The sequence below is a fragment of the Solimonas marina genome, assembly GCF_012241385.1.
Taxonomy (GTDB): domain Bacteria; phylum Pseudomonadota; class Gammaproteobacteria; order Nevskiales; family Nevskiaceae; genus Solimonas; species Solimonas marina.
On record NZ_JAAVXB010000014.1, the window covers coordinates 33,190 to 58,973 of the forward strand.

Consider the following 25,784-nt stretch of genomic DNA (forward strand, 5'->3'; position numbering starts at 1 on the left):
GTCAATTCACTTCCTTGCAGCGTTCGGAAAGCGCTGCACAGAGCTGCCGTCGGGTGGGCAACGATGTGAAGACAAGCTCGCCGTCGATGGCGACCGCCGGCAGCGTCAGAACGCCCAATTCCACAGCGTAGTCCAGCTCATCGAGCACATTGAGTTCCCGCCAGTCCAAGTCCGCGACGATCTCAAATGCAGCGACCTTGAGGCCAGCGCGCGCCTCGGCACAGCGGGCGCAGCCAGGCGAGTAGAAAAGTTCGAGCTTCATGCAGTCATCGGCCGGCCGTCGTTGCAATGTTGGCTTTTTCCAGCCCAGCGAGGATCGGGCACTCGACGACGGGATGACTTTCCTCGCTGCAATCGTTGATCAGTTTGTCGAGTGCTTTCGACATTGATTTCATGAGCCGTATCTTGCCTTCGATCTGCAACTTTTTTTCGACGGCAAGTCGGCGCACGTCCCCGCAGCATGCGGCCTGCTCAGATCGCAATGTACAAAACGGCGCGCACCTGCGCGGCAACACCACAGATGTTGATCGACTGACGCCAGCCGACTTGCACGGCCGCGCCGTAGAAGCTGCGCAATAGCACCACGGGCCTGCTCACTGGCACCGGCGATCTGCACACCGCCACCAAGTCGCTGCGCAGCTGCGCCAGCTTACTGCGCACTGGCGCCACGTCACTGCGCACCGGTACCACGCTACTGCGCCTCTCCGGATTTCAGCTTGCGCATCGACTCGCCCTTAAGCGCGATCTTCAGGCTGGAATGCACGAGACGATCCAGCAGAGCGTCGGCGAGTGCCGGGTCGTTGATGAAGCCGTGCCATTCCTTCACCGGCATCTGGCCGAGCACGATGGTCGAGTGCGTACCGACCCGATCGTCCAGCAGTTCCAGCAGATCGGCGCGACCGCGATTGGTGAGTCCCGTCAGCCCGAAGTCATCGAGGATCAGGAGCTGCACCTTTGCCACATCCTTGCGCAGCTTGACGATCGATCCGTCCTCGTGCCCGATCGCCATCTCCTCCAGCAGCCTCCCGAGACGCCGATATGCCACGGTGATTCCCTTGCGCGCTGCCTGGACGGCCAGCGCGCAGGCCAGCCACGTCTTGCCGGTGCCGGTCGGGCCCGTCATCAGCAGGTTCATCTGCTTGTAGATCCAGGCGCAGGTGAGCAGATCGGCGAAGGTCGGTTTGTCGATGCCGCGTCCGGGCCGGTAGTCGACGTCTTCCGGCGCCGCCAGGAATTTCAGTTTCGCGTAACGGAGGATGCGCTTGAAACGCAGGGTGTCGCGATGACTCACCTCCGCGTTCACGAGCATCTGCAAGCGCTGCTCGAAGGCCACGCCGAGGAAAGCAGAATGCGACATCTGCTGATCGAGGCCTTCGGCCATACCCAGAAGGCGGAGTTCACGGAGCTGATGGGCGAGATTCATGATGGTCATTTCGGGATTCCTCAGGAGTCGTAGTTCTGGGCGCCGCGCACGTTGTCGTGGCCGGGCATGGGGGCATCGTCATTGGCTCCACGCAGCGGAGCGCTTTCCATCCGGCGTTCCAGCATCGAGCGCACGGACGACACCGACGTGGTGGAAATCCGCATGGCGCGATGGCAGGCGGCATCGAGGCGTTCCGTGCCGTACTCCTTGGCCATGCCCCGCAGGCCACGCATCGCCTGCATCGACAGCGCCGGCCGGCGGTGGGTGTCGATGTGCTTCTTCACGAAGGCGGTGATCCACGGCCCAGAGCGTTCGGCCCATGCGATCAGCTCAGCGCCCTGATCCTGCGCGTAGGCCCGATGAGACGCAGGCTGATGTTCCGGCAGCGTTGTACAGCCGCCCTTGTGTGGGCTGCACAGGTGCGTGGCAATCGGAAAGTGATCGTCCTTGGCGTAGACCTCGATCTGCCGCGCGGTGGCGCGAATACGGACCTTCGACCCGATGTAGGTGTAAGGCACCGAGTAGTGATGGCCGTCCCACAGGACGTGGTAGTCCTGCGCCACGGTGACATTGAGCTTCCAGTCGGCGTATTCGAAGGGCAATTCGGGCAGCGCCTTCAGCGCCGGCCGGTCCAGCTCGTCGAAGAGCTGGTTGCGGCTCTTGCCGCCATGGCCGCGCATCGGCTTGTCGTTCATGCGCACCAGCAGCTCGGCAATCGCGGCATTGAGTTCCTCGATCGACGTGAAGACCCGGTTGCGCAGCCGCGCCAGAATCCAGCGCTGGGCGAAGCGTACGCCCACCTCCACCGCGGCCTTGTCCTTGGGCTTGCGTGCGCGCGTCGGCATCACGATGCAGTCGTAGTGCTGCGCGAGCTTGGCGTAGGTGTAGTTGATGATGTGGCCCTCGGCCACCGTCACCCGGTCCACCGCGGACTTGAGATTGTCCGGCACCAGCAGATTGGGCACGCCCCGGTAGAACTCCAGCGCGCGGACGTTCGCTTCGCACCAATCGGGCAGACGCTGGGTCCGGCTCGCGTAGGCGAAGGTCTTGCGGCTGGCGCCCATCACCGACACAAACAGCTCGACCGGCGTCCGCTCTCCCGTCCTCGGATCAAGGATGCTCGGGCGCTTGCCAGAGTAGTCCAGAAACAGCCGGTAGCCCGGCGCATGCGGCTGGCGCATGACGATGCCCAGCGAGCGCTGGTAGCGGTCATAGCGGCGCCGGAATTCCGTTTCCGACATCGCGCCTTCACCCGAAACTCCGGCGTACTCCTCATGCAGGAGCAGCACCGTCACGCCGGGCCGGCGCAGTTCGGCATGGACATGCGCGAAGTCGGGCTCGACGAAGGCCTTGCGGGCGAGCTGCCGGCCGTTGTTCAGCCGTTCCTCGATCGCGCGGTCGGTCAGCGCCGCCACGCCGTTCCAGTCCAGCCCTTCCTCGGCCAGACGGGTTCGATAGCGCCCCGCCGTGTTGGGGGCAATTTCCGCCGCTCGTGCGACTTCCCGGTTGGAGAAGTCGGTGGTGAGCAACAGGCGACACACCTCTCTGAGGTTCATCCTGCGTTCTCGATCAATCCCTCGGAAAACAAACAAGGGCGTGGGAAATCCCACCCCGGCGTCGGGCCGAAAAGCCCCACGGGAAGCCGGAATTCCGGCTGCCGGTCTTGACACCCCGGAAGGCAGAAACGAGAATGCAGGCTCAAGGTTCTGTTGAAAGCTGCACAAGACCCACGCCCTGGCAGGCGTGGGTTTCTCATTTCCGCTGCCCGAAACGTACCGCTACGTCGTCAGCAGAAAATCGGACTGGGCGGGCCACCTCCGATGCAATCCAAAGCCCCTGGCAGGGTGGATCGGTCATCACCACCTCCACCGTCCGGGTAGCGTTCAGGCCACAGATCGCGGGGTCGCACGTCGAGCTTCGCCGCGATGGCCGCCTCGATGCGGCGCGAGCGCCGATAGCCTTGGCTCACGCTCGTCACCGTCGTTCCCGCCACACCCAGTTCGCGCGCCACGTCCGCCAGCGAGCTGCCAGCCAGCCGCAGGCGCATCTTGATCCGCTCATGCAATTCCAGTTCGGGCCTCATGCGTGGTATCGTCAGGGGAAGTCCTGAGACTCACAATAGGCAGTTATGAGTAAGTTGTCAAACGAAGACGACAATCTCGTCATGGGTCGCCGCCTAATGGCGATCCGGGTTGCCAGCGGACTGACCCAAGCAGACTTCGCCGACAAGCTGGGCCTGTCACTGCGCGCCTACGCCAATTACGAGCGCGGCGAGCGGGAGATGCCCACCGCCCTGTTCCGGTCGCTGTGCGAAACCTTTCGGATCGACCCGCTATGGCAGCTCACCGGCCCCGGCGACGAGCCGGTGCTGCTGGGCAAGCGCGTACTCGACATGGACCTGTTGGAAGGCGTGATTCGCCTCATCGAGGACTGGCTGACCAAGCACCGCCGCACCTTGAAACCCGACAAGAAGGCGCGTGTCATCCGCCTCGGGTACGAGCACTGCATGGCCAAGGGTAAGATCGACGCGACGCACCTGCGCGAAATGCTGTCAGTTGCGGCCTGATCCGATGAAAGGCCGCCACGATCGGCAGCGCCGCGCTCTGCAGGAAGCGCCGGCCGACTTTCGCGCCAAGATCGTTCCGCTGCATCCCGAGAAGTCAGAGCCGCCGGAGCGTCTCGATCCGCGCCTGGAGGAGATGCGACGCATCCTTGCGCAGTCCGAGCCACTCGACGGGACTTACTCCGACGCGGAGGTGATCGCCGACGAGGGGAAGTTCCGCAAGCGATTCGGACCCGGCTTTCGCTGGAATCGACGCGACCGGATCGGCCTGATCGCGCTCAAGAAGCGGTACGACCTGACTGATCCCGAGATCAAGCTGTTCCACTACACCGGGAATCTGCATCGCTCGGTATTCGGAGTTCGCCTCAACACGAGTCCCTGGGTCGCGCTGTGGGGTGGCGCGCAGCTCGCGGTGTTCTGCCTCTTGTTCGTGGTGCTGCTGGGCGCGGCATTGCCGGCGGTGAGGTCGGGATCAACGACGGCGCTCAAGCCGGTGCTGGCACTCATTGCCTTGCTCTGCTTTTGCTACACGCTTTACTGGTTCTACGTGAAGCCGTGGTTGCTTCGGCGGCGTAAGGAGCGCGAGCGAGGCGGCGATGAGTAGCAAGCCCGGCCCGGTACATAAGCTACCTTGGCCGCCCCTCAGATCGCTCCACCCTCGACCGGTTTCAGCCCAAAGCAGACGTCGAGCGTACGTCTCTACCTGTCAATACCCGCTCGTTTCCCTATCCATGCACGATAAGCCGTGGGCGTCATCCCCGTGTGTCGCACAAAGGCGCGGCGGAAACTGCCCTCGTCACGCCAACCGCAATTCTGCGCGACGGCTTTGACTGCGGTGCGGCTGGTTTCCAGCAGGGTGCGGGCGGTCTCCAATTGCACACGGGCGATGAAACCCTTGGGCGCCGCCTGCCCAAGACGCTTCAGCCGCCGATGCAAGGTGCGCTCGCTGGTGGCGAGCTGTGCGGCCAGCGCGCAGGGGGTGAGCGGCACGGCCGCTCGGTGGCTACGCACGGCAATTTCTGCCGCAACCAGAAAAGGATCGCGCGCCTGCACATGGCCCGGCGGCACATACACGCTCTGCGCCAGCGGCGCGGTATCGATCACGGCGAAGTCGGCGGCGGTGCGTGCCGCCTGTGGCCCCACCAGCACGCGGATGGTGTGCAGCGCGAGGTCAATCCAGGACAGAGGCCCGCCCGCCGTGACCACGCGGCCGTCCTCGATCAGCGCGCTGCCCCAGGCCGCATCGCAGCGGGGGAAGCGATGCTTGAGCTCGTCGTTCAGCCACCAAGTAGTGGTGCAGCGGCGGCCGTTGAGCAGGCCCGCCTCGCCCAGCACGAACACGCCGGAGCAGCTGCCCAGGACCCAGGCGCCGTGTGCGTGCTGTTGACGCAGCCAGGTCGCGGCCTCGGCGGTCTGGGCGTTCCGCGGCGGTAGTCCATCGCCGGCGGGCATCAGGCCGGGAACGAGCACGGCGTCGGCGTGAGGGATGTCCTTGAGCGCTGCATCCACCCGCAAGGGGCGGCCCCGGCCATCGGTCACGGCGCGGCCGTCGAGGCTGGCGAGGATCACCTCGCACGGCCAGCTCGGGGCATCGGGTTGGAGTGCGCTGGCCTTGCCGGCCAGCCAGAACACATCGGCGAGACCCACCAGGCCTGAAGGCAGGTTGCCGTCCAAGGCGAGCAGCACGATGTGCATGGGTTTTCGGACCTGCGGGCTGTTTGGCCGATTTTGCCGGTTCATTGTCCAGATTGCCACCGCTGCGGCGGGGTCGGTCGGGCCAATACTCCGCCCCGCAGTCACTGCCACCCGCTGCAATCACTCGACTGCCGACGACGCGCTCGCGGCGCGATTCAAAAACGTTTCATCCCCTCTCTCGCAACAGGAGTTCAATCATGGTCACTACCGCACTGTGGGTTCGCATGGAAGCCAAGCCCGGCAAGGAAAAGGACGTCGAGGCGTTTCTGCTCGCAGGCCGTCCCCTCGTGATGGAAGAGCCGGCGACCATCGCCTGGTTCGGCGTGAAGCTCGGGCCGTCGAGCTACGCCATCTTCGACGTCTTTCCCAACGACGCGGGCCGCCAGGCGCACCTGTCCGGAAAAGTCGCTGCGGCGCTGATGGCCAAGGCGCCCGAGCTGTTCTCGCAGCCGCCGAGCATCGAGAAGCTCGACGTGCTCGCGTCCAAGCTGCCCGCTTGAATCCCACGACCCCAACACGGAGTCTCATCCCATGGAAATCTCTCTGGTCACCCTGAAGGACGCCCGGAACATCCTGGCCGCCGCGGAAAAGCGCGCGGCGGAAATCGGCCAGCCGATGAACATCGCGGTCGTCGATGCCGGCGGCAACCTCGTCGCGCACGAGCGCATGGACGGCGCGTGGATCGGCAGCGTCGACATCTCGATCAACAAGGCCTTCACTGCGCGCGCCTTCAATATCGCGACCAAGGACCTGGCGGAGAACTCGCAGCCGGGCCAGCAGTTCTTCGGCATCCACGGCTCGAATCACGGCCGCATCATGATCTTCGCCGGCGGCATTCCGCTGAAGAAGAACGGCCACGTGGTCGGGGCCGTCGGTGTCAGCGGCGGTTCGGGCGAGCAGGATCAGACGGTCGCCCAGGCGGGCGCTGCGGCGTTCTGAGGAAATGGCCAGCGAGGAATCACGGTCGGACTCCACCCACGGCAACGACCGCTTCGTCCGGGTTCGCGGTGCGCGCGAGCACAACCTGCGCGATGTCGACGTCGACATCCCGCGCGATGCGCTGGTCGTATTCTCCGGGGTCTCGGGCTCGGGAAAATCCTCGCTGGCCTTCTCGACGATCTACGCCGAGGCGCAGCGCCGCTACTTCGACTCGGTGTCGCCGTACGCGCGCCGCCTGATCCACCAGGTCGGTGTCCCCGACGTCGACGCGATCACGGGCCTGCCGCCCGCCGTCGCGCTGCAGCAGCAGCGCGGCGCGCCGAGCGTGCGCTCGTCGGTGGGCAGCGTGACGACGCTGTCGAGCCTGATCCGCATGCTGTACTCGCGTGCCGGAACCTATCCGCCTCAGCAGCCGATGCTCTATGCGGAAGACTTCTCGCCCAACACGCCGCAGGGCGCGTGCCCGGCCTGCCACGGCCTGGGCCACGTGTACGAAACCACCGAGGACCTGCTGGTGCCGGACCCCTCGCGCTCGATCGGGGAAGGCGCGGTCGCCGCCTGGCCGCCCGGCTGGCACGGCGGCAACCTGCGCGACATCCTGACCTCGCTGGGCATCGACATCGAGGTTCCCTGGCAGCAACTGCCGCAAAAGACCCGAGACTGGATTTTGTATACCGACGAGCAGCCCACCGTGCCGGTGTGGGCGGGGTTCACGCTCGCCAAGGTGCAAGCCGCGCGCCGCCACAAGACCGAGCCCAGCTACCAGGGTACGTTCACTGGCGCGCGCGCTTACGTGCTGCACACCTTCGCCACCACGCAGAGCGCGCTGATGAAGCGGCGCGTCGCGCGCTTCCTACGCGGCACGCGCTGCGCGACCTGCGAGGGCAAGCGTCTCAAGCCCGAGGCGCTGTCGGTGCGATTCGCGGGCCTCGATATCGGCGAGCTGAGCGAGCGCTCGCTGCACGAGATCGGGAGGCTGCTGACGCCGGCGGCCGAGGGCCGCTTCGCGGATGCTGCGAGCGGGCGTGGCTCGCAGGTTGATCGCGCCGCCACCCGCCGGGATCGCGAGCGTCGCGCCGCCGGCGGGCATGCAGCGCATGCGAAGGCCTTCGATTCGAACCGCACGCCGGCCTTGTCCGAGGAAAAGCGCGTCGCGGCGCAGCGCCTGGCGCGCAACGTCGTGGACCGCATCGCGGTGCTCGAACGCCTGGGGCTTGGTTACCTGTCGATGGACCGCAGCACGCCCAGCCTCTCGAGCGGAGAACTGCAGCGCCTGCGCCTGGCCACGCAAATCCAGTCGCAGCTCTTCGGTGTCGTCTACGTGCTCGACGAGCCGTCCGCCGGACTGCACCCCGCCGACGGCGAGGCACTGATCGAAGCGCTGCAGCAGTTGCGCGGGCGCGGCAACTCGGTCTTCGTGGTCGAGCACGACCTCGAGACGATGCGGCGCGCCGACTGGATCGTCGACGTCGGGCCCGGCGCCGGCGACACCGGCGGTCGCGTGCTGTACAGCGGGCCGCCGGAGGGACTGCGCGCCGTGGCCGACTCGCAGACCGCGCGCGTGCTGTTCGATACGCAACCGGCCCTGGCGGGCCGGCGGCGTCGCGCGACCCGTCACCTCGGACTGCGCGGCGTGTCCCGCCACAACCTGCACGAAGTGGACGTCGACGTGCCGCTCGGTGTCTTCACGGTGGTCACCGGCCTGTCCGGCTCCGGCAAGTCGAGCCTGGTCAGCCGCGCGCTGGTGGACCTGGTGCGCGATCACCTCGGCCACGAGGATGTGCCGGAAGAGACGGACCCCGACGAGGGCCCTGCGCTGGCGGCGCAGCGCACGCGCGGCCGCCTGGACGGCGACGTCGACCGCATCCGCCGCCTCGTCGTGGTCGACCAGAAGCCGATCGGCCGCACGCCGCGCTCGAACCTGGCGACGTATACCGGCCTGCTCGACCCGGTGCGGCGCCTGTTCGCGGCCACGCCGGCGGCGCGCGCCAAGCGCTTCGACGCCGGGCGCTTCTCGTTCAACGTCGGCAAGGGACGCTGCGCGACCTGCGAGGGCGAGGGCTTCGTCAGTGTGGAGATGATGTTCATGCCGTCCGTCTTCGCGCCCTGTCCGACCTGCAAGGGCGCGCGCTACAACGAGGCCACGCTGTCGGTGCGCTGGCGGGATCGCTCCATCGCGGACGTGCTGCGCCTGAGCGTGGACGAGGCGATGCCGGTGTTCGCCGAAGAGCCGGCGGTGCACCGGCCGTTGGCGCTGCTGCACGACCTGGGCCTGGGCTACCTGCGCCTCGGCCAGCCGGCGACCGAGTTCTCCGGCGGCGAGGCGCAGCGCATCAAGCTTGCGAGCGAGCTGCAGCGCGCGCAGCGCGGCGACGCGCTCTACGTGCTCGACGAACCCACCACCGGCCTGCACCCGGTCGATGCCGACCGGCTCTTCGCCCAGCTCGACGCGCTGGTCGAGAGGGGCAATACCGTCGTCGTCGTCGAGCACGACCTGCGCGTGATCGCGCGCGCCGACTGGGTCATCGACGTGGGGCCGGGGGCGGGCGAGGCGGGCGGCACCATCGTCGCGACGGGCACGCCCGAGGCGCTTGCACGGTCGGACCACAGCCGCACGGCGGTCTACCTTCGGCGGTATCTCGAAGATCGAGCGAGCCCTGGCGACGCCACTACGGGCTGAGGGCCGTCGGCCGAACGTCGATGCGGGGCGATAGGTTTCCGCAAGCCGGCGTTACCGAGCACTCGGCTTTCGCACGCAAGCGAAAGTCGAGTCAGCCAGTTCGAGCTGACCTGCGCGATCGCCTCCGCAAGAAGGGCGAACCAGAATCGCGTCGCTACCTGCACACCCGCCATCATCCGTGCCCGAACAAATGACCACGGACGAGGAGAAATCATGGCCGCCTATTTCATCGGCTTCGCGAAGTTCAAGGACAAGACGCGCATCGCCGAGTACAGCGGGCCCGCGGCACAGACGTTCGCAAAGTACGGCGGCCAACCGATCGCCCGAACTGCATTGAAGATGACTTTGGCCGGCAGCTTCGACGCCGACACGGCGCTGATCGTGAAGTTCGAAACGGCAGCGAAGGCCAAGGAGTGGTACGACTCGCCCGAATACCAAGCGCTGGTGCCGCTGCGCGACGAGGTGCTGCAGTCCACGTTCGTAGTTCTGGAGGAGTAGTACCAGCCGTACAGGAACTGCCGCAGCGCCACGAGTTCGTGAAGCGGGAGGTCTTCTATGGCGGGCAGGTCGCTCTTCAGCGGCGACGGTGTGCAGTCTTCGAGAAGTATGCGACCGACCAACAGGTCGAGAAGGCTTCCCGAAGCGGCCGCTCGCAGACGACCGGAGATGGCACAAATTGCGCTAGTGGAGACACCTTTACTCGGGCTATTGTGCTATCCACCGAAGGTTCCTTCGGCACTAGACCCGGCTTGATGGCCGACGCCAGCCCACTGCGCAACGCTCAACGTCGTGGCACCACCTGCTCAACTCCTACGGCGTTGCTGCGCAATTTCGTTGGTGTTCAGTGCGCAACAACATGGCGGTTCGCAAATGCCAGCAGCTCGCGAATTTCGGCCAGCGTGAAACCACATTGCTGCGCCTGACGAATGAAGCCGACGCGTTGCAAGGACTCCGGGCGGTAGAGCCGGTAGCCGGCGTCGCTCTTCGCATCCGGCACGATCAACCCTTCCTGCTCGTAGTAGCGCAAGGCCTCGGTGCTGATGGTGGCGAGGCCGGCCAGTTTGCCGATCGTGAACATGATGATCTCGATAGTGATGGGCAATTCAAAGAAATAAGGGGTGACCGGCCGAGGAGCCTTTCGGCGACGCTCCGGCTGGTCACCCACCGGTTATAAGGACCGACCCAGACCCGCAACGCGCAGGATCGCTTCGTCGATCCCGCGTCCTTCACAGCAGGCCGCGAGCTTGCCATCGATGACCACGGCTGGCACCGATCGAATGCCAAGGGTCTTTGCCCGTTTGGCGGCGTTGATGTCCTTCATGTCGTGCACGGTGACCTCGCAGGACGAACAGGCCACACGCTCGACCAGCGCAACTGCCTCATCGCAGACTGCGCAGCCGGCACTGAATACTTCCACTTTGCGCTTCGTGTTCATGGTTTGCTCCTTGAATGGCTATCGCCCTCGACTCTCTCGGCGCGGCAGCGGGGCGAACCGCTGTCGGGCCATATCGCGATAGTCACAGGCTAAACCTTCAAGTTAACCCCAGAGTCAAGAGGTTTTATTGGATGCTCCTGCCGTAGGTACCATCACTTCTCTGGACCCACTACAACGCGCCCACAGACACACCTAAACGTTCTTCTGAGTGATAGGCGGGCTCCACGCATCGATGGCGGAAGGCACTCTCCGAACGATGCGCGATAGGGCCTACGGCTCCTGGCGAAATTCCACCAACTCGCCCATCGAAGCTAAACTGTCTTCAAGCGTGGCCCGTGCCTTATGCGCGGAGAGAATTTCATCGATCCGAACGGATCCGCTTCTCCTTTCGCTGTAATAGGGTTTTCCCTTAGTGAGCGTGTCCTGCCCGTTGATCGCCTCGTTGCATGCCTGCTGAAATGGCGGCAGGCAGGACGGACAGGCATGACGCGCCGGTGAAGCGCATCGGCTGGATGTTGTATCCACGCCCTGGCCGCTCCGCTTTGGGCCGTCGCGGAGCATGCCTTGGCGGCCTTGTCGTCGCGTCCGCTCAGTCCGCGCGCCGCGCGTGATCGGTCCGCTTCGCCGTGCCCTGGGTCAGCTCGGCACGTACGCAATGCGCGTCGATGATCGACGTTACCGTGGCATACCCCGCCACCGCGAACTGTTGGCGGGGCTGCCCTTTGTTTGGAACCACGAAGGATGTCCGCAGGACCTCCAGTCGCGCACCAACCGCTGGCAGTGGCGTGACTCGATAACAGACATCCAAACGCGGGCCATCCACATGGCCAACCCAGCCATCAGTGTAGGAATCGGTCGCGTACGCGATGCGGCCAATGGTAAGGCCCGCGAGCAGCAGCGGGAGGCTGAGACAAGCAGTAAACGATTTCATGGTCGTTCTCCAAAAATGACAACCACAACAAACACCGCCAGGCGCACGCATAACGTGCGTGGCGGTACTGCTTTCACGACCGCCGGCTGACCCTCGACAGTTGGGGCCAGCCGGCGACGTGGTCTGTCAACGTGCCGGACGGATCGCCGTCACCGTGCTACCCGTGCTGGCCTGATGGAAAGTGAATTGCACCTTATCGCCCACCTTCACGTGCGTCAGCAGCTCCGGCGAAGCCACCTTGAACGGCATCGTCATGGCCGGCCAGCCGATGGCGGCAATCGCCTCATGCTGCAGCGTGAGGGTGCCCTTGGTGGTGTCGACCGCCTTGACCACGCCCACGCCCTGCACATCGGCGGGTGTGGCTTCATGCATCCCAGCCATGCCCGGCATGTTGGGATCCATCTGCTGAGGGTTGGCAAACACCGGAGCCGTGAACAGCGCAGCGGTGATCGCGAGGGTAATGCATGGCTTTTTCATGGGTCAGTTTCCTTGTGGGTTGGAGTGAAGTGTGGCGTTTGTCTTGCTGGCTTTACGCAGCCGATAACGAACCAGCAGGCGGTACGCCGCGGGTATAACGAGCATGGATAGCAAGGGTGCCGTGACCATGCCGCCGATCATCGGGGCGGCTATGCGCTGCATCACTTCCGAGCCGGCGCCATGGCCGAGCAGGATGGGAAACAGACCGGCGAGAATGACCGCGACAGTCATTGCCTTCGGGCGCACGCGCTGCACGGCACCCTCGCGAATCGCTTCGTCCAGCGCTTCTGGGCCGGCGTGGGGATCGAGCGCAAGTTGGTGCTCCCAGGCATGGTGCAGATACAGCAGCATCACCACGCCGAATTCAGCGGCGACTCCGGCCAGCGCGATGAAGCCGATGATCGTGGCCACCGACACCGCATGACCAAGCAACCAGATCAACCACAGACCGCCGACCAGTGCCAGCGGCACGCTGGCCATGATCAGCGCCGCTTCGCTCACGCGTCGGAAAACGGCATAGATCAATAGAAAAATGATCACCAGCGCAATCGGCACCACCACCTTGAGTCTTTCCATGGCACTGGCCAGGTATTCGAACTGACCGGACCACGCCACGGTCGTACCCGGCGGCAATTTGACTTGCTGCGCCACCGCGCGTTGCAGGTTGGCCACCACCGTGCCCAAATCGCTGCCGGCCGTATCGACGTAGACATACGTGGCCAGCTGCCCGCCCTCGCTTTTCAGCATGGACGGTCCTGCTTCAACGGCAATGTCAGCGATCTGGCCAAGTGTAATCTGCGCACCGTTGGCTGCGACGATCGGCAACTGCCGCAGCGCTCCAATGGAATCGCGCTCGGCACGCGGGTAGCGCACCACGATGGGATAACGTTCGCGCCCTTCGACGGTCTGACCGATTGGATCGCCACCGACCACGGTTGCGATCAGTTGCTGCACGCGCTCCTGGGTCAACCCGTAGCGCGCGGCGACATCACGGCGGATGTGCACGTCGACGTAGCGGCCGCTGGTCGGGCGCTCGGCAATCGCTGAGCTGACACCGGGCACGGTCTTCGCCACCGTCTCGATCCGATCGGCCACAGTCTGCAGCGTAGCCAGGTCGGTACCCAGCACCTTGATGCCGATTGGGCTCTTGATGCCGGTGGAGAGCATGTCGATGCGGTTGCGGATCGGCGGCACGAACAGGTTGGTCAGCCCCGGCACGTGCACCGCCTTGTCCAGTTCCGCCTTGATCTTGTCCATCGTCATGCCGGGCCGCCACTGGTCCTTCGGCTTGAAGGTGATCGCGGTCTCGAACATTTCCAGCGGCGCCGGATCGGTGGCCGTTTCGGCGCGCCCGGCCTTGCCAAACACATGATCAACCTCGGGCACGGTCTTGATCATGCGATCGGTCAACTGCAGCAACTGCGAGGCCTTGCCGGCGGACAGCCCCGGCAGTGCAGTGGGCATGTACAGCAATGTGCCTTCGTCCATCGCGGGCATGAACTCGCTGCCGAGCTTGGTCATCGGAATGACCGCGGTGAGCAGCAGCACACCGGCCAGCACCAGGGTTGCTTTCGGATAGCGCAGCACGGCTTCGAGGAGAGGCCGATAGCCATGGATCAAACCCCGGTTGAGCGGATTGTCGCGCTCGGCACGGATGCGCCCGCGGATCAAATAACCCATCAGCACCGGCACCAGCGTCACCGCCAGCCCAGCCGCTGCCGCCATCGCGTAGGTCTTGGTGAAGGCCAGCGGCTTGAACAGCTTGCCTTCTTGCCCCTGCAGCGCGAAGACCGGCACGAACGACAGCGCGATGATCAACAGGCTGACGAACAACGCGGGCCCCACCTCGGCGGCGGCCTCGGCAATCAGCGACCACCGCTGCGCACCTTGCGGTTCACGTCCGTCGTTCGCGTCACGCCAATGTTCCAGATGTTTGTGCGCGTTCTCGATCATCACGATCGCCGCATCCACCATCGCGCCGATCGCAATGGCGATACCGCTGAGCGACATCAGGTTCGCCGTGACGCCTTGCAGATGCAGTGCAATGAAGGCGACCAACACGCCCAGCGGCAGCGTGATCACGGCCACCAGCGCCGAGCGCAGGTGCCCCAGAAACAACACGCAGACCAGCGTCACCACCAGGAATTCTTCGAACAACTTGCTCCACAGGTTCTCCACCGCGGCGTCGATCAGCTGCGAGCGGTCGTAGGTAGGCACGATCTCGACGCCGGCCGGCAGGCTGCGCTGCAGTTCCGCTAGCCGTGCTTTCACGGCGGCAATGGTGGCCTTCGCGTTCTTGCCCGTGCGCATCACGATAATGCCGCCGACCACTTCACCTTGCCCGTCCAGCTCGGCAATGCCACGGCGAAACGTCGGGCCCCGCCGCACCGTCGCCACATCGCGCAGCAGCACCGGCACACCGCCGGCGTTGGTGGTGATCGGCACGTTCTCGAAGTCCGCGCGGCTCTTCAGATAGCCTTCGCTGCGTACCATCAGTTCCGCTTCGCCCTGTTCGATCACCGAGCCACCGTTGGCGCCGTTCGCGCTGCGTACCGCATCGACCAGCTGCGCCACGGTGACGCCGCGCGCCGCCAGCGCCTGCGGATCGGGCACGATCTGCCAGGCGCGCTCCATGCCGCCCAAAGTGGCGACCTCGGCGACATTCGGCACGGTTTTGAGCTGATAGCGCAGGAACCAGTCCTGTAGCGCACGCAACTGGCCAAGATCGTGCTGACCGGTACGATCCACCAGCGCGTATTCGTAGATCCAGCCGAGTCCCGTGGCATCAGGGCCGAGGGCAGGCGTGACTCCGGCCGGCAGGCGATCCCGCGCCTGGCTCAGGTACTCCAGCACACGCGAACGTGCCCAGTACAAGTCAGTGCTGTCATCGAACAACACATCGACGTAGGAGTCGCCGAAGAACGAAAAGGCGCGCACCGTCGTCGCGCCAGGTACCGAGAGCATGGTGGTGGCCAATGGATAGGTGACCTGATCCTCGACCACCTGCGGCGATTGGCCCGGGTAACTGGTGCGGATGATCACCTGGGTGTCAGACAGGTCGGGCAGCGCGTCGACCGGCGTGCGCGTCACCGAGAACATGCCCATCAGGGCCAAGGCCAGTGCAGCCAACAGCACGAACACGCGATGCGCAATCGCCGCGCGAATCAGGGCGGCGATCATGGTCGGTCTCCCATCGGCATGCCCGGCATGGGCACGCTCGTGGCCGGCGCCGGTTTGGTGGGGGCGTCATTCAGACGCTCCAGCGCACCGGACAGGCTCGCTTCGGAATCGATCAGAAACTGGCCGGAGACCACGACTTTCTCACCACCCGCGAGGCCATCGAGAATTTCCGTATAGCCGCCGGCCGCCCGCCCGATGCGCACCGATACGGCACGAAAGTGGCCATCTCCCTCGGCGAGAATGACTCGCGTGTGGGTGCCCGTCGCGATCAGCGCGTCGTCCGGTACCACCGGTACGGCCACGTCCGGAGTCGGGTTGAGTTGCACGGTAGCGAACATGCCCGGACTCAAGGCACCGTCGGGATTGTCGAGCACGATGCGGGCGCGCTGGGTGCGCGTCACCGCATCCACGTCCGACAGCAAGGTTTCCACGGTGCCGTGGAACGACCGACCCGGCAGGGCATCGACCGTGACCCCCACCGGCGTGCCGCTGCGCACCGTGCCGGCCACCGCCTGCGGGAGTGCCGCCTCGACCCACACGGTGGACAGACCGTTCAAGGTCATCAGGGTCTGGCCTGCAGTGACGCGCTGGCCTTCACGCACATCCAGTGTCGTGACGACGCCCGCTTGCGGGGCGTGCAGTGTGATCGCCGCATCCGCGCCATGACGCGACGACTGAATATCCGCCGCTGTCAGCCCCAACACCTGCAGCCGTTGCCGCGCTGCGGAGCGCAGCTCGCGCGCGTCGGCGGACCGCGCCTGCTCCAGCGCGCGATATTCCGCCAACGCACTGTTCCATTGCGGCGCCAGCAACTGCGCCAGCGGTGCGCCGGCAGCGACCACGGTATACGGCGCGCGCACATCAAGCTTGCTGATTACCGCATCAACCCGCGCGCTGATCGTGCTGGCCTGGCGCAAGTCCCAGGTGATCGTACCGGGCACCCTGATGGCCGAAGCCAGCACCCGCCGCTCGACTAGTGCCGTGCGCACGCCGAGGTTTTGCACGGTGGTGGGATCGATTTGGATGACATCCTTGGGTCCACCATCATCGGCATACTTGGGCACCATCTGCATGCCCATCGGCGACAGGCCCGGCTTGTCGAAATGCTGCTGCGGCACCATCGTGTCGTACCAGTACAAGACTTTCTTGCCCGACGATGGCGACGTCGCGGCGGTACTGCTCGGCGCAGTGGGCGTGGACTGTCGCGCAATCAAGTAGCCAATGCCGCCGGCTACGACCAGCAGGATCAACGCGGCAACCGCCGCCACAACACGGTTGGTAATGGTTCGGTTCATGGCAGTTGCTCCGGCAAATTGATGACGCTTGGCAGGTTCTGCTCCGGGAGCAGATAAGCCAGTTGCGCCCAGGCCGTGCCCCAGGCGGCGAGCGCCTGCGCATAGGCCACGCGCGTGTCGATTTCATCGCGACGCGCTTCCAGCCACGGCTGCAGCGAGCCGCCGCCGCGATACGCCGCGAGCGCAGTGCGTGAACGGTCCGTGGCCAACGGCAGCAGCTGGTCGCGATAGGTGTTGACCTGCTTGTCATAGCCTTGCCACGCGGCAAGGCCCGCTGCAACCGCCTCGCGCTGCGCGCGGCGTGCATCCTCGTGCTCGTCTTTCACCGCGTCGCGCTCTGCGTAGCGCGCGCTGATGTCCTGGTCCTGCCGGTTGCCGGGGAACAGCGGTAGGCTGACGCCGACCTCGATGCCGATCATGTCGGGAAGGTGGATACGACTGCCGTACACCACGCCAACGCTCCAGTTCGGGCGTTTGCCGGCCTTGGCCAAGTCGAGCTGCGCTTGTGCTTGGTCCTCGCGTGCGCCCCAGCCCAGCAGCGGGCCTTGTCGATCCAGGTCGTGCAGTAGTTGCGCCGGAGGGGCAGGCAGCGTCGAGAAATCAGGCGCCTCCGCCAGTGCGCCACCGGCGTCGTCGCCGAGCCATCGCTGCAACGCGGCGCGCGCAGCGGCGATCTCCGCATCCACCGCGGTGATCCGGTTGTCGAGTTCGACGACGGCGGCACGTGCCGCCAGCACATCGGTCGCGTTGCCGGGGCCGCCACGGAGCCTCGCTTTGGCGAGCTGGACTGCAAGAGCGAACTGCTCATGCAAATCCTGGAGCTGTTTCCACTCGGTTTGCGCCGCCCACAGACGTACCCACGCACCGGCGGTCGCCTGCTTGACGGCGAGCCGCACCGTGAGGACATCGGCAGCCGAAAGCTGCACACCGGCATTCGCGACTGCCTTCTCGGCTTCGCGCTTGGGATGCGAGGGAATTTCCTGCATCAGACCGATGGTGCGCATGGTCATGCTGTCGGCCGAGGCACTGAAAGCCTGCGGGCCGGTCGCGGTGAGGTTGCTGATACCCGCTGTCAGTTGCGGATCGGGCAAACGCCCGGCGCGCGCAGCGTCATGTCGTGCGGCCTGTTCGCGCAGCAACTGCGCTTGCACTTGTGGCGCGCGTACGGCTGCGATTTGCGTTGCCGCAGCGAGACTCAAAGGTGTGTCGTCGCTTGCCGCGTGCAGCGGCAGCGCGATCAGCGCGAACGAAATGACAACCAGAAGCCGCGACGCGCGCAGGCGCCGCCAAGCGGGAAGAAAACGCATAAAACCTCCGCAAACGATCGTCCGCGGTGGCCCATGCCGCCGCGGTGGAACGTCGGGAGGTCTAAATCAGCAGGACGCGGAAACGCAGCGCGGGCGGGATGCCCGATAGTCGCCACGCTGCGGTGTGCTCACGCGCTGCATAGATGGCCGGCGATGTCGCAAGCACGATCGGGGCCGGGAGCAGCGCGGGCATCACCAAGGGCGGCACCGTAGGCGCGTGCGCGTCCTGGGTTGCCACCGCCTGCTGCGCGCAGTGTGCCGGACATAGCGCCTGATTCTGCTGGCCATGCGCCATCGGCATGCCGTCGCAATGCATCGCCATGCCCACGTTCGAGACCGGCATATCCACGGCCGAACAGGCATACGACGCCAAGGCAACCTGCTGGAACAGCAGCGACAGCACCGCCAGCAGCACGAGCCGCAAGCGGATACGTCGAGTTGGTCGCATGAATCGCTTCACATGGGCATCTTAGCAGAGGCCCCCGTCGGGTTCAATTGATTCCGGTCAAATGAACGTGGGGTACACGCCGCCATTTCCGGTCACGACAGCCGCGGCAATTTCTCGGCATGACCCTGCAACGAGCGCGTTCCGCGGCGGTATCTTGATCACCGCGGTCTTCACTCGCGTCGCCAACGTTGGTCATCTTAGCCATGCCGCTTTTGGCCCAGCCGCAATGCGTTGGCAACCACCGACACGGAGCTCAAACTCATCGCCAAAGCGGCGATCATGGGGCTGAGCAACAGGCCCGTCAGGGGGTACAGCACGCCGGCCGCGATCGGTACGCCCAGCGCGTTGTAGAGGAACGCAAAGCCCAGGTTCTGCTTCATGTTGGCAACGGTGTCGTTGGAGATCGAGCGTGCCCGCACGATGCCGCGCAAGTCGCCTTTCACCAGCGTCACCTGCGCGCTCGACATCGCCACGTCAGTACCGGTACCCATGGCGATGCCGACATCGGCGCCGGCAAGCGCGGGGGCGTCGTTGATCCCGTCGCCAGCCATCGCCACCCGGTGCCCCTTGGCTTGCAGCTGTCGCACGAGGTCGATCTTGTCCTTTGGACGGACCTCGCCATGGACTTCGTCGATGTCTAGGGTGCGGGCGACCGCATGGGCCGTGGTGACGCCGTCGCCGGTGGCCATCACGATTTTCAGGCCCGCATCGTGCAGCGATGCGATGGCTCCTGCGGTGGTGGTCTTGATCGGGTCGGCCACCGCGAGCAGGCCGGCCAGGGCGCCATCGACCGCCAGGTACATCACGCTGGCGCCGGCCCGGCGCAGCTCCTCGGCCGGGATGGAAAGAACCGAGGCATCGACCCCGACCTCGTGCATTAGCGCGGTATTGCCGATCGCCAGGGCGGCGCCTCCCACCTGGCCGCGTACCCCAATACCGGTGGACGACTCGAAGCTCGCCGGTGTTTCCAGCGTCAGGCCACGACGGCGGGCTTCCGCGACGATAGCGTCGGCCAGTGGGTGCTCGCTGCCCTGATCGAGGCTGGCCGCCAGGCGCAGCACCTCCGGCTCGGTGAACCCTTCGGCCGCGAGCGCGGTGTGGAACGCCGGACGTCCCTCGGTCAAGGTTCCCGTCTTGTCCACGATCAGGGTATCGATCTTGCGCAGGTTCTCGATTGCTTCGGCATCGCGGAACAACACGCCTTCCCCGGCAGCACGGCCGGTCGCCACCATGATCGACATCGGCGTGGCCAAGCCCAGCGCGCAGGGGCAGGCGATGATCAAGACCGAGATCGCGTTGAGCACTGCGAACGTCCACGACGGGTCCGGGCCGAACAGTCCCCACACGAAGAAGGTCGCGACGGCGATCGCGAGGACCGCGAGCACGAACCAGAAAGCTACCTTGTCGGCCATGCGCTGCATCGGTGCGCGCGAGCGTTGCGCCTGTGCGACCAGTTGCACGATCTGCGACAGCACGGTCGCCGAGCCGACTTTCTCCGCCCGGATCACCAGGCTGCCGGTGCCGTTGAGGGTCGCGCCGATCACGCTGGAGCCGATGGCCTTTTCGACCGGGACGGGCTCCCCGGTCAGCATCGACTCGTCGACATGGGAGTGTCCCTCGATGACTTCGCCGTCCACCGGCACCTTTTCGCCGGGGCGTACGCGCAGGCGATCACCGACGTGAACGCGGCTGAGTTCGACATCCTCCTCGCCGCCATCGTCGCGCAGGCGGCGTGCGGTCTTGGGGGCCAGCCCTAGCAGGGCTTTCAGGGCAGTCGAGGTCTTCGAGCGGGCACGCAGTTCGAGTAGCTGGCCGAGCAAGGTCAGCGAGACGATCACCGCGGCGGCTTCGAAGTAGACGCCCACGCGGCCGTGTTCGTGGAATGACTCCGGGAACAGGTCCGGTACAAGGGTGGCGACGATGCTGTAGCCGAACGCCGCGCCGACGCCGATGCCGATCAGGGTCCACATGTTGGGACTGAGGTTGCGGACCGACTGCACGCATCGAACGAAGAAGGGCCAGCCTGCCCACAACACCACCGGCGTGGTCAGTACCAGCTCGATCCAGGTCCGGGCGTCCACCGGCAATCGGGGGAAGTGGTGGCCGAACATCGCCAGTACGAGCACCACCAGCGTTGCCGGCAAGGTCCACCAGAAGCGGTGGCTGAAATCACGCAGTTCGGGATGGTCCTCATCGTTCAGTCCTGGCATTTCCGGCTCCAGTGCCATGCCGCAGATCGGGCAGATGCCGGGACCGTCCTGGCGCACTTGCGGATGCATCGGACAGACATACATCGTTCCCGTCGGTGCCTGCACGGGGGCACCATCGGGTCGCCGGGTCAGATATTTGGCCGGATCCCTCGTGAAACTTTCCAGGCAGCGCGCCGAACAAAAATGATGCGTTACTCCATCATGTTCGGCGTGATGGGCGGTCTGGTGTGGATCGACCTGCATGCCACAAACCGGATCGATCGCGGTTGTCACTGCGCCGGGTTGGGTGTGACGTCCGTGGTTGTCGGCGCCCGTGTGGTGATGATGGGTGTTCATGCATCCTCCCATGACGATGGCAATGGCTTGACGTTGATCGACGTGTCACTGTCCGTGGCGGGCGAAGTCGGACGTCGTGCCGTCGCGGCCGACCAGCTCAACCACGTAAGGCTGGACGCGGCCATCGGGCATCTCCATGCCCGGCGAACCGGCCGGCATGCCCGGCACGACGAGGCCCTTGGCATCGGGCTTTTCAGCCAGGAGCCGCTTGATGTCCGGCGCCGGCACATGGCCTTCGACAAAATAGCCGCCCACTTCGGCGGTATGGCATGACCCTTTGCCGAACGGAATGCCGACCTGACTCTTCACCGAATCGAGGTCGTCGACATCGCGCACGTCGACGTTGAAGCCCGCGGCACGCATATGGTCGACCCACGCGCCGCAACATCCACACGTAGCGCTTTTGTGCACCAGCATGACTGGAAGCGATGCGGCCGGTGAGCTTGCTGTTGCGGCATGGATTGTCGCGGAGGATGGCTGGCTGGACTGCGCATCGACGGGGTAGGTGCAGGCACCAAGCGCGCTGAAGGAAACAACGGAGATGGCTGCGAACAAAACGTTTCTTGCATTCATGGCTGAGATGCTCATTCGCTTCACGGTCATTCTCCCGATACCGGTGCGGATTGCCACTGGATCGAGACGATCTTCCAGTCTTTGCCGTCCTTCTTGAGATTGAGCAGTTCGCGGCTGCGCAACATGGTCGGCTTGCCCTTGACCATGGCTTGGATGTCGCTCTCGCTGCCGACCATCGCGGTGTCGCCCATCGGCATCGAACCGAGCGAGACGGGTGTGATCCTCGCGCTCTTCAGGAACGCGATGTCCTCGCCGAGATGGCCGTTCGCGTAGTCGTCACGCGTCTGGGTATGCCCGCCTTCGCTGATGGTGACATCAGGTGCCAGCAGGGCAAGCACCGCCGTTCGATCGCCATGCTGCAAGGCCGTGTGGAACGCCTGTGCCACAGCTTCGGCCTCTGGTGCCGCCTTTGGCTTCATTCCATCCAGCGACAGCGGGGTTTCGGCTGCAGGCGCGGTGGTCGACGCATGATCATGGCTATCCTCTGGAGCGGCGCCATGGCTGTGACCGGCCTCGCCGGACATGACCATGTCTTTCATGTCGGCAGCACCGTGAGCGTCCTCGTCAGCAGCCCCACCGTGGCTATGGCCGCCTTCGTCGCCCATGTCCATGTCTTCATCCGGCGGCGCCTTCGCCACCATGTCCTTGTATTGCTCCGGCGTCATGGCCGGCAGCTTCTGCAGGAACGCGACCATGCTCCAGATGGTGGGATCGTCGTGACTGCCACCCCATGCCGGCATCGCGCTCATCTTGATGCCGTGCTTGATGATCCAGAACGCGTCCTTCGGATCGACCCGCGTCTGTGACAGATTCGGTGGCTGCGGGTACAGTCCGGGGCGAAGCTCCGAGTCCTTCATGCCCGGCTTGAGGTGGCACTGGGTACACATAGCCGCGTACTGGCCGGCCCCTTTCAGGATCAGCTGGGGATCGTTGAGATCCGGAACCGTGAGGTCTTCCGAGCGGACATGAATGGAGCGCTCGCGCAGGGTCTGCATGACCGCGAAGACCGGCTTGGTGTGGTGATCGTCGGCCCCGATGTTGTAGAGGCCGGAGTACACGAACACGCCTGCACCGATGGCAAGGACGCCAAGAACAACGGCGACGGTGATGCTGTGATGCTTGATGTGCTGTTTCATGATGTTTCCCCTTAAAACCAGATGCGAACGCCGGCCACGATCTGCCGGTCGAGAACGGGTTGATGATCCTGCCGCGCGTAGTCGGCGGTGGTGCCGATGCGACGCACCCAGTTCACGCCGATGTACGGCGCGAACTGACGACGGATCTCGTAGCGCAGACGCAAGCCGAACTGAATGTCGGACACGCCGCTACCGATCCGGCGTTGCGGATCGTTCTTGCCGTACAGGTTGATCTCCGCTTCCGGCTGCAGGATCAGGCGCTGGGTGAAGAGCATTTCGTATTCGGCGCGCAGACGCGCGGCTGTACGACCGGAAGCCCCGACGTAACCCGTCGCTTCCACCTCGAACCAGTACGGTGCCAGGCCCTGCACGCCAAAGGCCGCCCACGTGCGCTTGGGGCCTTCGCCCAAGTCTTGGCGGCCACCCAGCTGAGTGCTCCAGAACGTGGCGATGTTGTGGTTCCAAAACGCTTCGAGGTCGCCGTCTTCCAGCTTGCCGCGGCTGCGCTCGCCTTCAGTGCGTACCCACAGCTTGTTCTCGTCGTTGCCGTACCAGCCTTCGGCTTCCCAACTCTGGCCGTTGGCATCGCGGCCGTGGAAGGCTTCCAACTGGTCGATCAACAGCCTGCCCAGCGGTGCGTTGTCGGCCATGTCCATGCCTTTCATGGAGCCGTAGCCGACGCCGTCGGAGTAGTCGGAGCTGCGCGCATTCGCTGGCGGACTCCCGCCCTGCATCGGGCCCATCGTCATGCCCGGCATCGCACCCATGCCGGTCATGTCGCCTTGATCCTTCTTCGGCATCGCGCCGTGATCCATACCGGCCATGCCGCTGTGGTCCATCCCCTGCATCGCTTCCGGGCTCATGCCGGGCATCGACGAGTGATCCATCCCCGACATGTCGCCGGCGGGTGCTGCCGATGCGGCAGGTTTGGCGGGCGTGGGCATGTCCGACATCGCGCGGTGATCCATGCCAGGCATGCTGCTGTGATCCATGCCCTTCATGCCATCCATGTTGTGGGAAGCCGGCGTCGGCGGGGCTGCGACGGGTTTCTTCCTGGCTTTCTTGGCAGGCGGTTTCGTTGCCGGCTTCGCCGTGCTGCTCGCAGCAGCCGGCATGGCCATACCGGACATGCTGCCGTGATCCATGCCTGGCATGGAGCTCATGTCCATCGACGATGTGCTGCTGGACGCGGGTGCACTCTGCGCCGTGACCACCGGTGGCAACGCCAGCAATATTGCGGCCAGCAACGCGGAACGCAGCGGGACGACTGAGGTGCTGCGGCGATTCATTTTCATGACACCACCACTTCGCGGAACATGCCCGCTTCCATGTGATACAGCAGGTGGCAGTGGTAGGCCCACCGACCGGGGTTGTCGGCCGACACCGCATAGGTGATGCGCTGCGCCGGCTGCACGTTGATGGTGTGCTTGCGTACCTGGAACTGGCCTTCGGGATTCTCCATCTCGCTCCACATGCCGTGCAGGTGGATCGGATGGTTCATCATGGTGTCGTTGACCAGCACGATGCGCAGCCGTTCGCCGCTGTTGAAATGCACCGGCTTGGCGTCGGAAAACTTCACGCCATCGAACGACCAGATGAAGCGATCCATATTGCCGGTCAAGTGCAGCTCGATCTCCCGGCTGGGTTCGCGCGCGTCGATCGGTCCGCCGATGGTGTGCAGGTCGGCGTAAGTCAGCACGCGTCGACCGTTGTCGCGCAGGCCGATGCCCGGGTCGTCGAGGTTGGTACGCGGCATGTCCACATGCATGTCCACGCCGGGGCCGTATTCGGTGCGGGCGTGGCGCACCACAGGCGCTGGCGCAGGTGCCATGCCCGGCATCGCACCGTGATCCATGCCGGCCATGCCCTGCATGCCCTGCATGCCGCTCATGCCCGACATGCCTTGCATGTTCCCGTGACCGGCATCACCCATCGCCATCGCACCCATCATGTCCTGCATGGCCAGCCACTGAATGGGATCGGGCTTGGGCACGTCTGCTTCCATGCCGGCGCGCGGCGCCAGCGTGCCGCGAGCGTAGCCGCTGCGATCGATCGACTGGGCGAACAGCGTGTACGCGCGCTCGTCCTGCGGCTCGACCATCACGTCGTAGGTTTCGGCCACCGAGATGCGAAATTCGTCGACCGACACCGGCTCGACGTCCTGGCCATCGGCCGAGATCACCGTCATCTTCAGGCCCGGAATGCGCACGTCGAAGATCGTCTGCGCCGATCCGTTGATGAAGCGCAACCGGATCTTCTCGCCGGGTTTGAAGATGCCGGTCCAGTTGCCCGCCGGCGCCGCACCGTTCATCAGGTAGGTGTAGGTGTAGCCGGAGACGTCGCCGAAATCGGTCGGGTTCATGCGCATCTCGTTCCACATCTTGCGCATGGCCAAGGCCTGGCCCAGCCCCTTCTCGCGCACATCGCGAAAGAAATCCGGCACCGTGGGCTGGGCGAAGTTGTAGTAGTCGCTCTGCTTCTTTAGCTTGGCGTAGATGCGCTCGGGATTTTCATCGGTCCAGTCGTTGAGCATCACCACGTAATCGCGATCGGTCGGATGGCGATCCGGGCTGGCCGGTTCGATCACCAACGGGCCATACAAACCCGTCTGTTCCTGGAAGCCCGAGTGCGAGTGGTACCAATAGGTACCGCTCTGGCGCACCTTGAACTGGTAGAGAAAGGTTTCGCCGGGAGCGATGCCGTCGAAGCTGATACCCGGCACCCCATCTTCCTGGAACGGCAGGATGATGCCGTGCCAATGGATCGAGGTCGGCATGCGTAACCGGTTGGTCACTCGAAGGTTCACCGTAGTGCCTTCCTTCCAGCGCAGAATTGGACCCGGGATGCCGCCATTGACGGTGGTCGCCAGACGCGTGGCGCCGGTGTAGTTGACCGGTGTTTCGGCAATATCGAGTGCGAAATCGGTGCCGCTCAGCACGGTGGGCTGGCCGGGGCTGGTCAGCGCCCAGGCATTCGAAGGACGCAGCAGGCCCAGGCCGGCTACGGCACCGCCGATGGCCACGCCTTGCACGAAACGACGCCGCGACAGATCCGCCGGGGGCGGGGAAAACAAGTTCATGGGATCTCTCCAAGGCAGGTGATATCGAACATTACCGATACCGATCACAGCCGATTGCTTGCGATCGCCGACACGCG

Annotated in this window: 27 protein-coding genes; 6 read left to right on the forward strand and 21 right to left on the reverse strand. The window is 65.0% G+C overall.

The features are described 5' to 3' along the window. Position 1: 1 nt before the first annotated feature. The 6 genes from G7Y82_RS18725 to G7Y82_RS18750 all read right to left on the reverse strand — a co-directional run bounded on the left by G7Y82_RS18725 (position 2) and on the right by G7Y82_RS18750 (position 3,506). Complete coding sequence (locus G7Y82_RS18725; RefSeq protein ID WP_168149664.1) at positions 2–262, reverse strand: thioredoxin family protein; 261 nt, start codon at positions 260–262, stop codon at positions 2–4. Positions 263–266: 4 nt separating this feature from the next. Beyond that, a complete protein-coding gene (locus G7Y82_RS21780; protein WP_277346360.1) occupies positions 267–395 on the reverse strand; it encodes a hypothetical protein in 129 nt (42 codons plus the stop codon). A 76-nt stretch (positions 396–471) separates the two neighbouring features. After that, on the reverse strand, positions 472–660 hold the full coding sequence (locus G7Y82_RS18735) for a hypothetical protein (RefSeq protein WP_168149665.1): 189 nt from the start codon (positions 658–660) through the stop codon (positions 472–474). Positions 661–691: 31 nt separating this feature from the next. After that, the gene (istB, locus tag G7Y82_RS18740; protein WP_168149666.1) at positions 692–1,432 is read right to left on the reverse strand and encodes an IS21-like element helper ATPase IstB; all 741 of its coding nucleotides are present in this window, start codon (positions 1,430–1,432) and stop codon (positions 692–694) included. Positions 1,433–1,443: 11 nt separating this feature from the next. Then, positions 1,444–2,979, reverse strand: coding sequence for an IS21 family transposase (gene istA, locus G7Y82_RS18745; protein WP_168149667.1), 1,536 nt, complete (start codon positions 2,977–2,979; stop codon positions 1,444–1,446). Positions 2,980–3,209: 230 nt separating this feature from the next. Next, entirely contained in the window at positions 3,210–3,506 is a 297-nt protein-coding gene (locus tag G7Y82_RS18750) for a helix-turn-helix domain-containing protein (RefSeq protein WP_206370867.1), read from the reverse strand. 54 nt (positions 3,507–3,560) lie between these two features. On the opposite strand from G7Y82_RS18750, the gene G7Y82_RS18755 reads away from it, so the two are divergent. Continuing rightward, positions 3,561–3,989, forward strand: a complete 429-nt coding sequence (locus tag G7Y82_RS18755; protein WP_206370868.1) for a helix-turn-helix domain-containing protein — start codon at positions 3,561–3,563, stop codon at positions 3,987–3,989. A 4-nt stretch (positions 3,990–3,993) separates the two neighbouring features. Further along, the gene (locus G7Y82_RS18760; RefSeq protein ID WP_168149668.1) at positions 3,994–4,590 is read left to right on the forward strand and encodes a hypothetical protein; all 597 of its coding nucleotides are present in this window, start codon (positions 3,994–3,996) and stop codon (positions 4,588–4,590) included. A gap of 95 nt (positions 4,591–4,685) precedes the next feature. Here G7Y82_RS18760 and G7Y82_RS18765 read toward each other — a convergent pair whose 3' ends face one another. After that, entirely contained in the window at positions 4,686–5,681 is a 996-nt protein-coding gene (locus G7Y82_RS18765) for a GlxA family transcriptional regulator (protein ID WP_168149669.1), read from the reverse strand. A 197-nt stretch (positions 5,682–5,878) separates the two neighbouring features. Between G7Y82_RS18765 and G7Y82_RS18770 the strand changes: the two genes are divergently transcribed. The 4 genes from G7Y82_RS18770 (at position 5,879) to G7Y82_RS18785 (ending at position 9,798) form a co-directional block, all read left to right on the forward strand. Continuing rightward, complete coding sequence (locus G7Y82_RS18770; RefSeq protein ID WP_168149670.1) at positions 5,879–6,181, forward strand: putative quinol monooxygenase; 303 nt, start codon at positions 5,879–5,881, stop codon at positions 6,179–6,181. A gap of 31 nt (positions 6,182–6,212) precedes the next feature. Next, entirely contained in the window at positions 6,213–6,620 is a 408-nt protein-coding gene (locus G7Y82_RS18775; RefSeq protein WP_206370869.1) for a GlcG/HbpS family heme-binding protein, read from the forward strand. A gap of 4 nt (positions 6,621–6,624) precedes the next feature. Continuing rightward, positions 6,625–9,300, forward strand: coding sequence for an excinuclease ABC subunit UvrA (locus G7Y82_RS18780; RefSeq protein ID WP_168149671.1), 2,676 nt, complete (start codon positions 6,625–6,627; stop codon positions 9,298–9,300). A gap of 213 nt (positions 9,301–9,513) precedes the next feature. Then, positions 9,514–9,798, forward strand: a complete 285-nt coding sequence (locus tag G7Y82_RS18785) for a DUF1330 domain-containing protein (protein WP_168149672.1) — start codon at positions 9,514–9,516, stop codon at positions 9,796–9,798. Between the two features lie 343 nt (positions 9,799–10,141). Here G7Y82_RS18785 and G7Y82_RS18790 read toward each other — a convergent pair whose 3' ends face one another. The 14 genes from G7Y82_RS18790 to G7Y82_RS18855 all read right to left on the reverse strand — a co-directional run bounded on the left by G7Y82_RS18790 (position 10,142) and on the right by G7Y82_RS18855 (position 25,707). Further along, the gene (locus G7Y82_RS18790; RefSeq protein WP_168149673.1) at positions 10,142–10,378 is read right to left on the reverse strand and encodes a MerR family transcriptional regulator; all 237 of its coding nucleotides are present in this window, start codon (positions 10,376–10,378) and stop codon (positions 10,142–10,144) included. 90 nt (positions 10,379–10,468) lie between these two features. Continuing rightward, positions 10,469–10,735, reverse strand: a complete 267-nt coding sequence (locus tag G7Y82_RS18795) for a thioredoxin family protein (protein WP_168149674.1) — start codon at positions 10,733–10,735, stop codon at positions 10,469–10,471. 270 nt (positions 10,736–11,005) lie between these two features. Further along, positions 11,006–11,260, reverse strand: a complete 255-nt coding sequence (locus G7Y82_RS18800; protein WP_168149675.1) for a hypothetical protein — start codon at positions 11,258–11,260, stop codon at positions 11,006–11,008. Between the two features lie 64 nt (positions 11,261–11,324). Next, on the reverse strand, positions 11,325–11,666 hold the full coding sequence (locus tag G7Y82_RS18805) for a hypothetical protein (RefSeq protein ID WP_168149676.1): 342 nt from the start codon (positions 11,664–11,666) through the stop codon (positions 11,325–11,327). Positions 11,667–11,792: 126 nt separating this feature from the next. Then, positions 11,793–12,143, reverse strand: a complete 351-nt coding sequence (locus G7Y82_RS18810; protein WP_027485197.1) for a copper-binding protein — start codon at positions 12,141–12,143, stop codon at positions 11,793–11,795. A 3-nt stretch (positions 12,144–12,146) separates the two neighbouring features. Beyond that, on the reverse strand, positions 12,147–15,323 hold the full coding sequence (locus G7Y82_RS18815; protein ID WP_027485196.1) for an efflux RND transporter permease subunit: 3,177 nt from the start codon (positions 15,321–15,323) through the stop codon (positions 12,147–12,149). After that, positions 15,320–16,618: an efflux RND transporter periplasmic adaptor subunit gene (locus G7Y82_RS18820; RefSeq protein WP_168149677.1), complete on the reverse strand. Its 1,299-nt coding sequence runs from the start codon at positions 16,616–16,618 to the stop codon at positions 15,320–15,322. Before G7Y82_RS18820 ends, G7Y82_RS18815 begins: the two co-directional genes overlap by 4 nt. Next, on the reverse strand, positions 16,615–17,925 hold the full coding sequence (locus G7Y82_RS18825; protein WP_168149678.1) for a TolC family protein: 1,311 nt from the start codon (positions 17,923–17,925) through the stop codon (positions 16,615–16,617). Before G7Y82_RS18825 ends, G7Y82_RS18820 begins: the two co-directional genes overlap by 4 nt. Positions 17,926–17,986: 61 nt before the next feature. After that, entirely contained in the window at positions 17,987–18,349 is a 363-nt protein-coding gene (locus G7Y82_RS18830) for a hypothetical protein (RefSeq protein ID WP_168149679.1), read from the reverse strand. 221 nt (positions 18,350–18,570) lie between these two features. After that, on the reverse strand, positions 18,571–20,919 hold the full coding sequence (locus tag G7Y82_RS18835) for a heavy metal translocating P-type ATPase (protein ID WP_168149680.1): 2,349 nt from the start codon (positions 20,917–20,919) through the stop codon (positions 18,571–18,573). Between the two features lie 45 nt (positions 20,920–20,964). Further along, a complete protein-coding gene (locus G7Y82_RS21565; RefSeq protein WP_436286683.1) occupies positions 20,965–21,492 on the reverse strand; it encodes a DUF411 domain-containing protein in 528 nt (175 codons plus the stop codon). Between the two features lie 26 nt (positions 21,493–21,518). After that, positions 21,519–22,628, reverse strand: a complete 1,110-nt coding sequence (locus tag G7Y82_RS18845) for a c-type cytochrome (protein ID WP_056763428.1) — start codon at positions 22,626–22,628, stop codon at positions 21,519–21,521. A gap of 11 nt (positions 22,629–22,639) precedes the next feature. Next, entirely contained in the window at positions 22,640–23,923 is a 1,284-nt protein-coding gene (locus G7Y82_RS21235; protein ID WP_349256234.1) for a copper resistance protein B, read from the reverse strand. Further along, positions 23,920–25,707, reverse strand: a complete 1,788-nt coding sequence (locus G7Y82_RS18855; protein WP_168149681.1) for a copper resistance system multicopper oxidase — start codon at positions 25,705–25,707, stop codon at positions 23,920–23,922. The genes G7Y82_RS21235 and G7Y82_RS18855 overlap by 4 nt, the downstream gene beginning before the upstream one ends. Between the last annotated feature and the right edge of the window lie 77 nt (positions 25,708–25,784).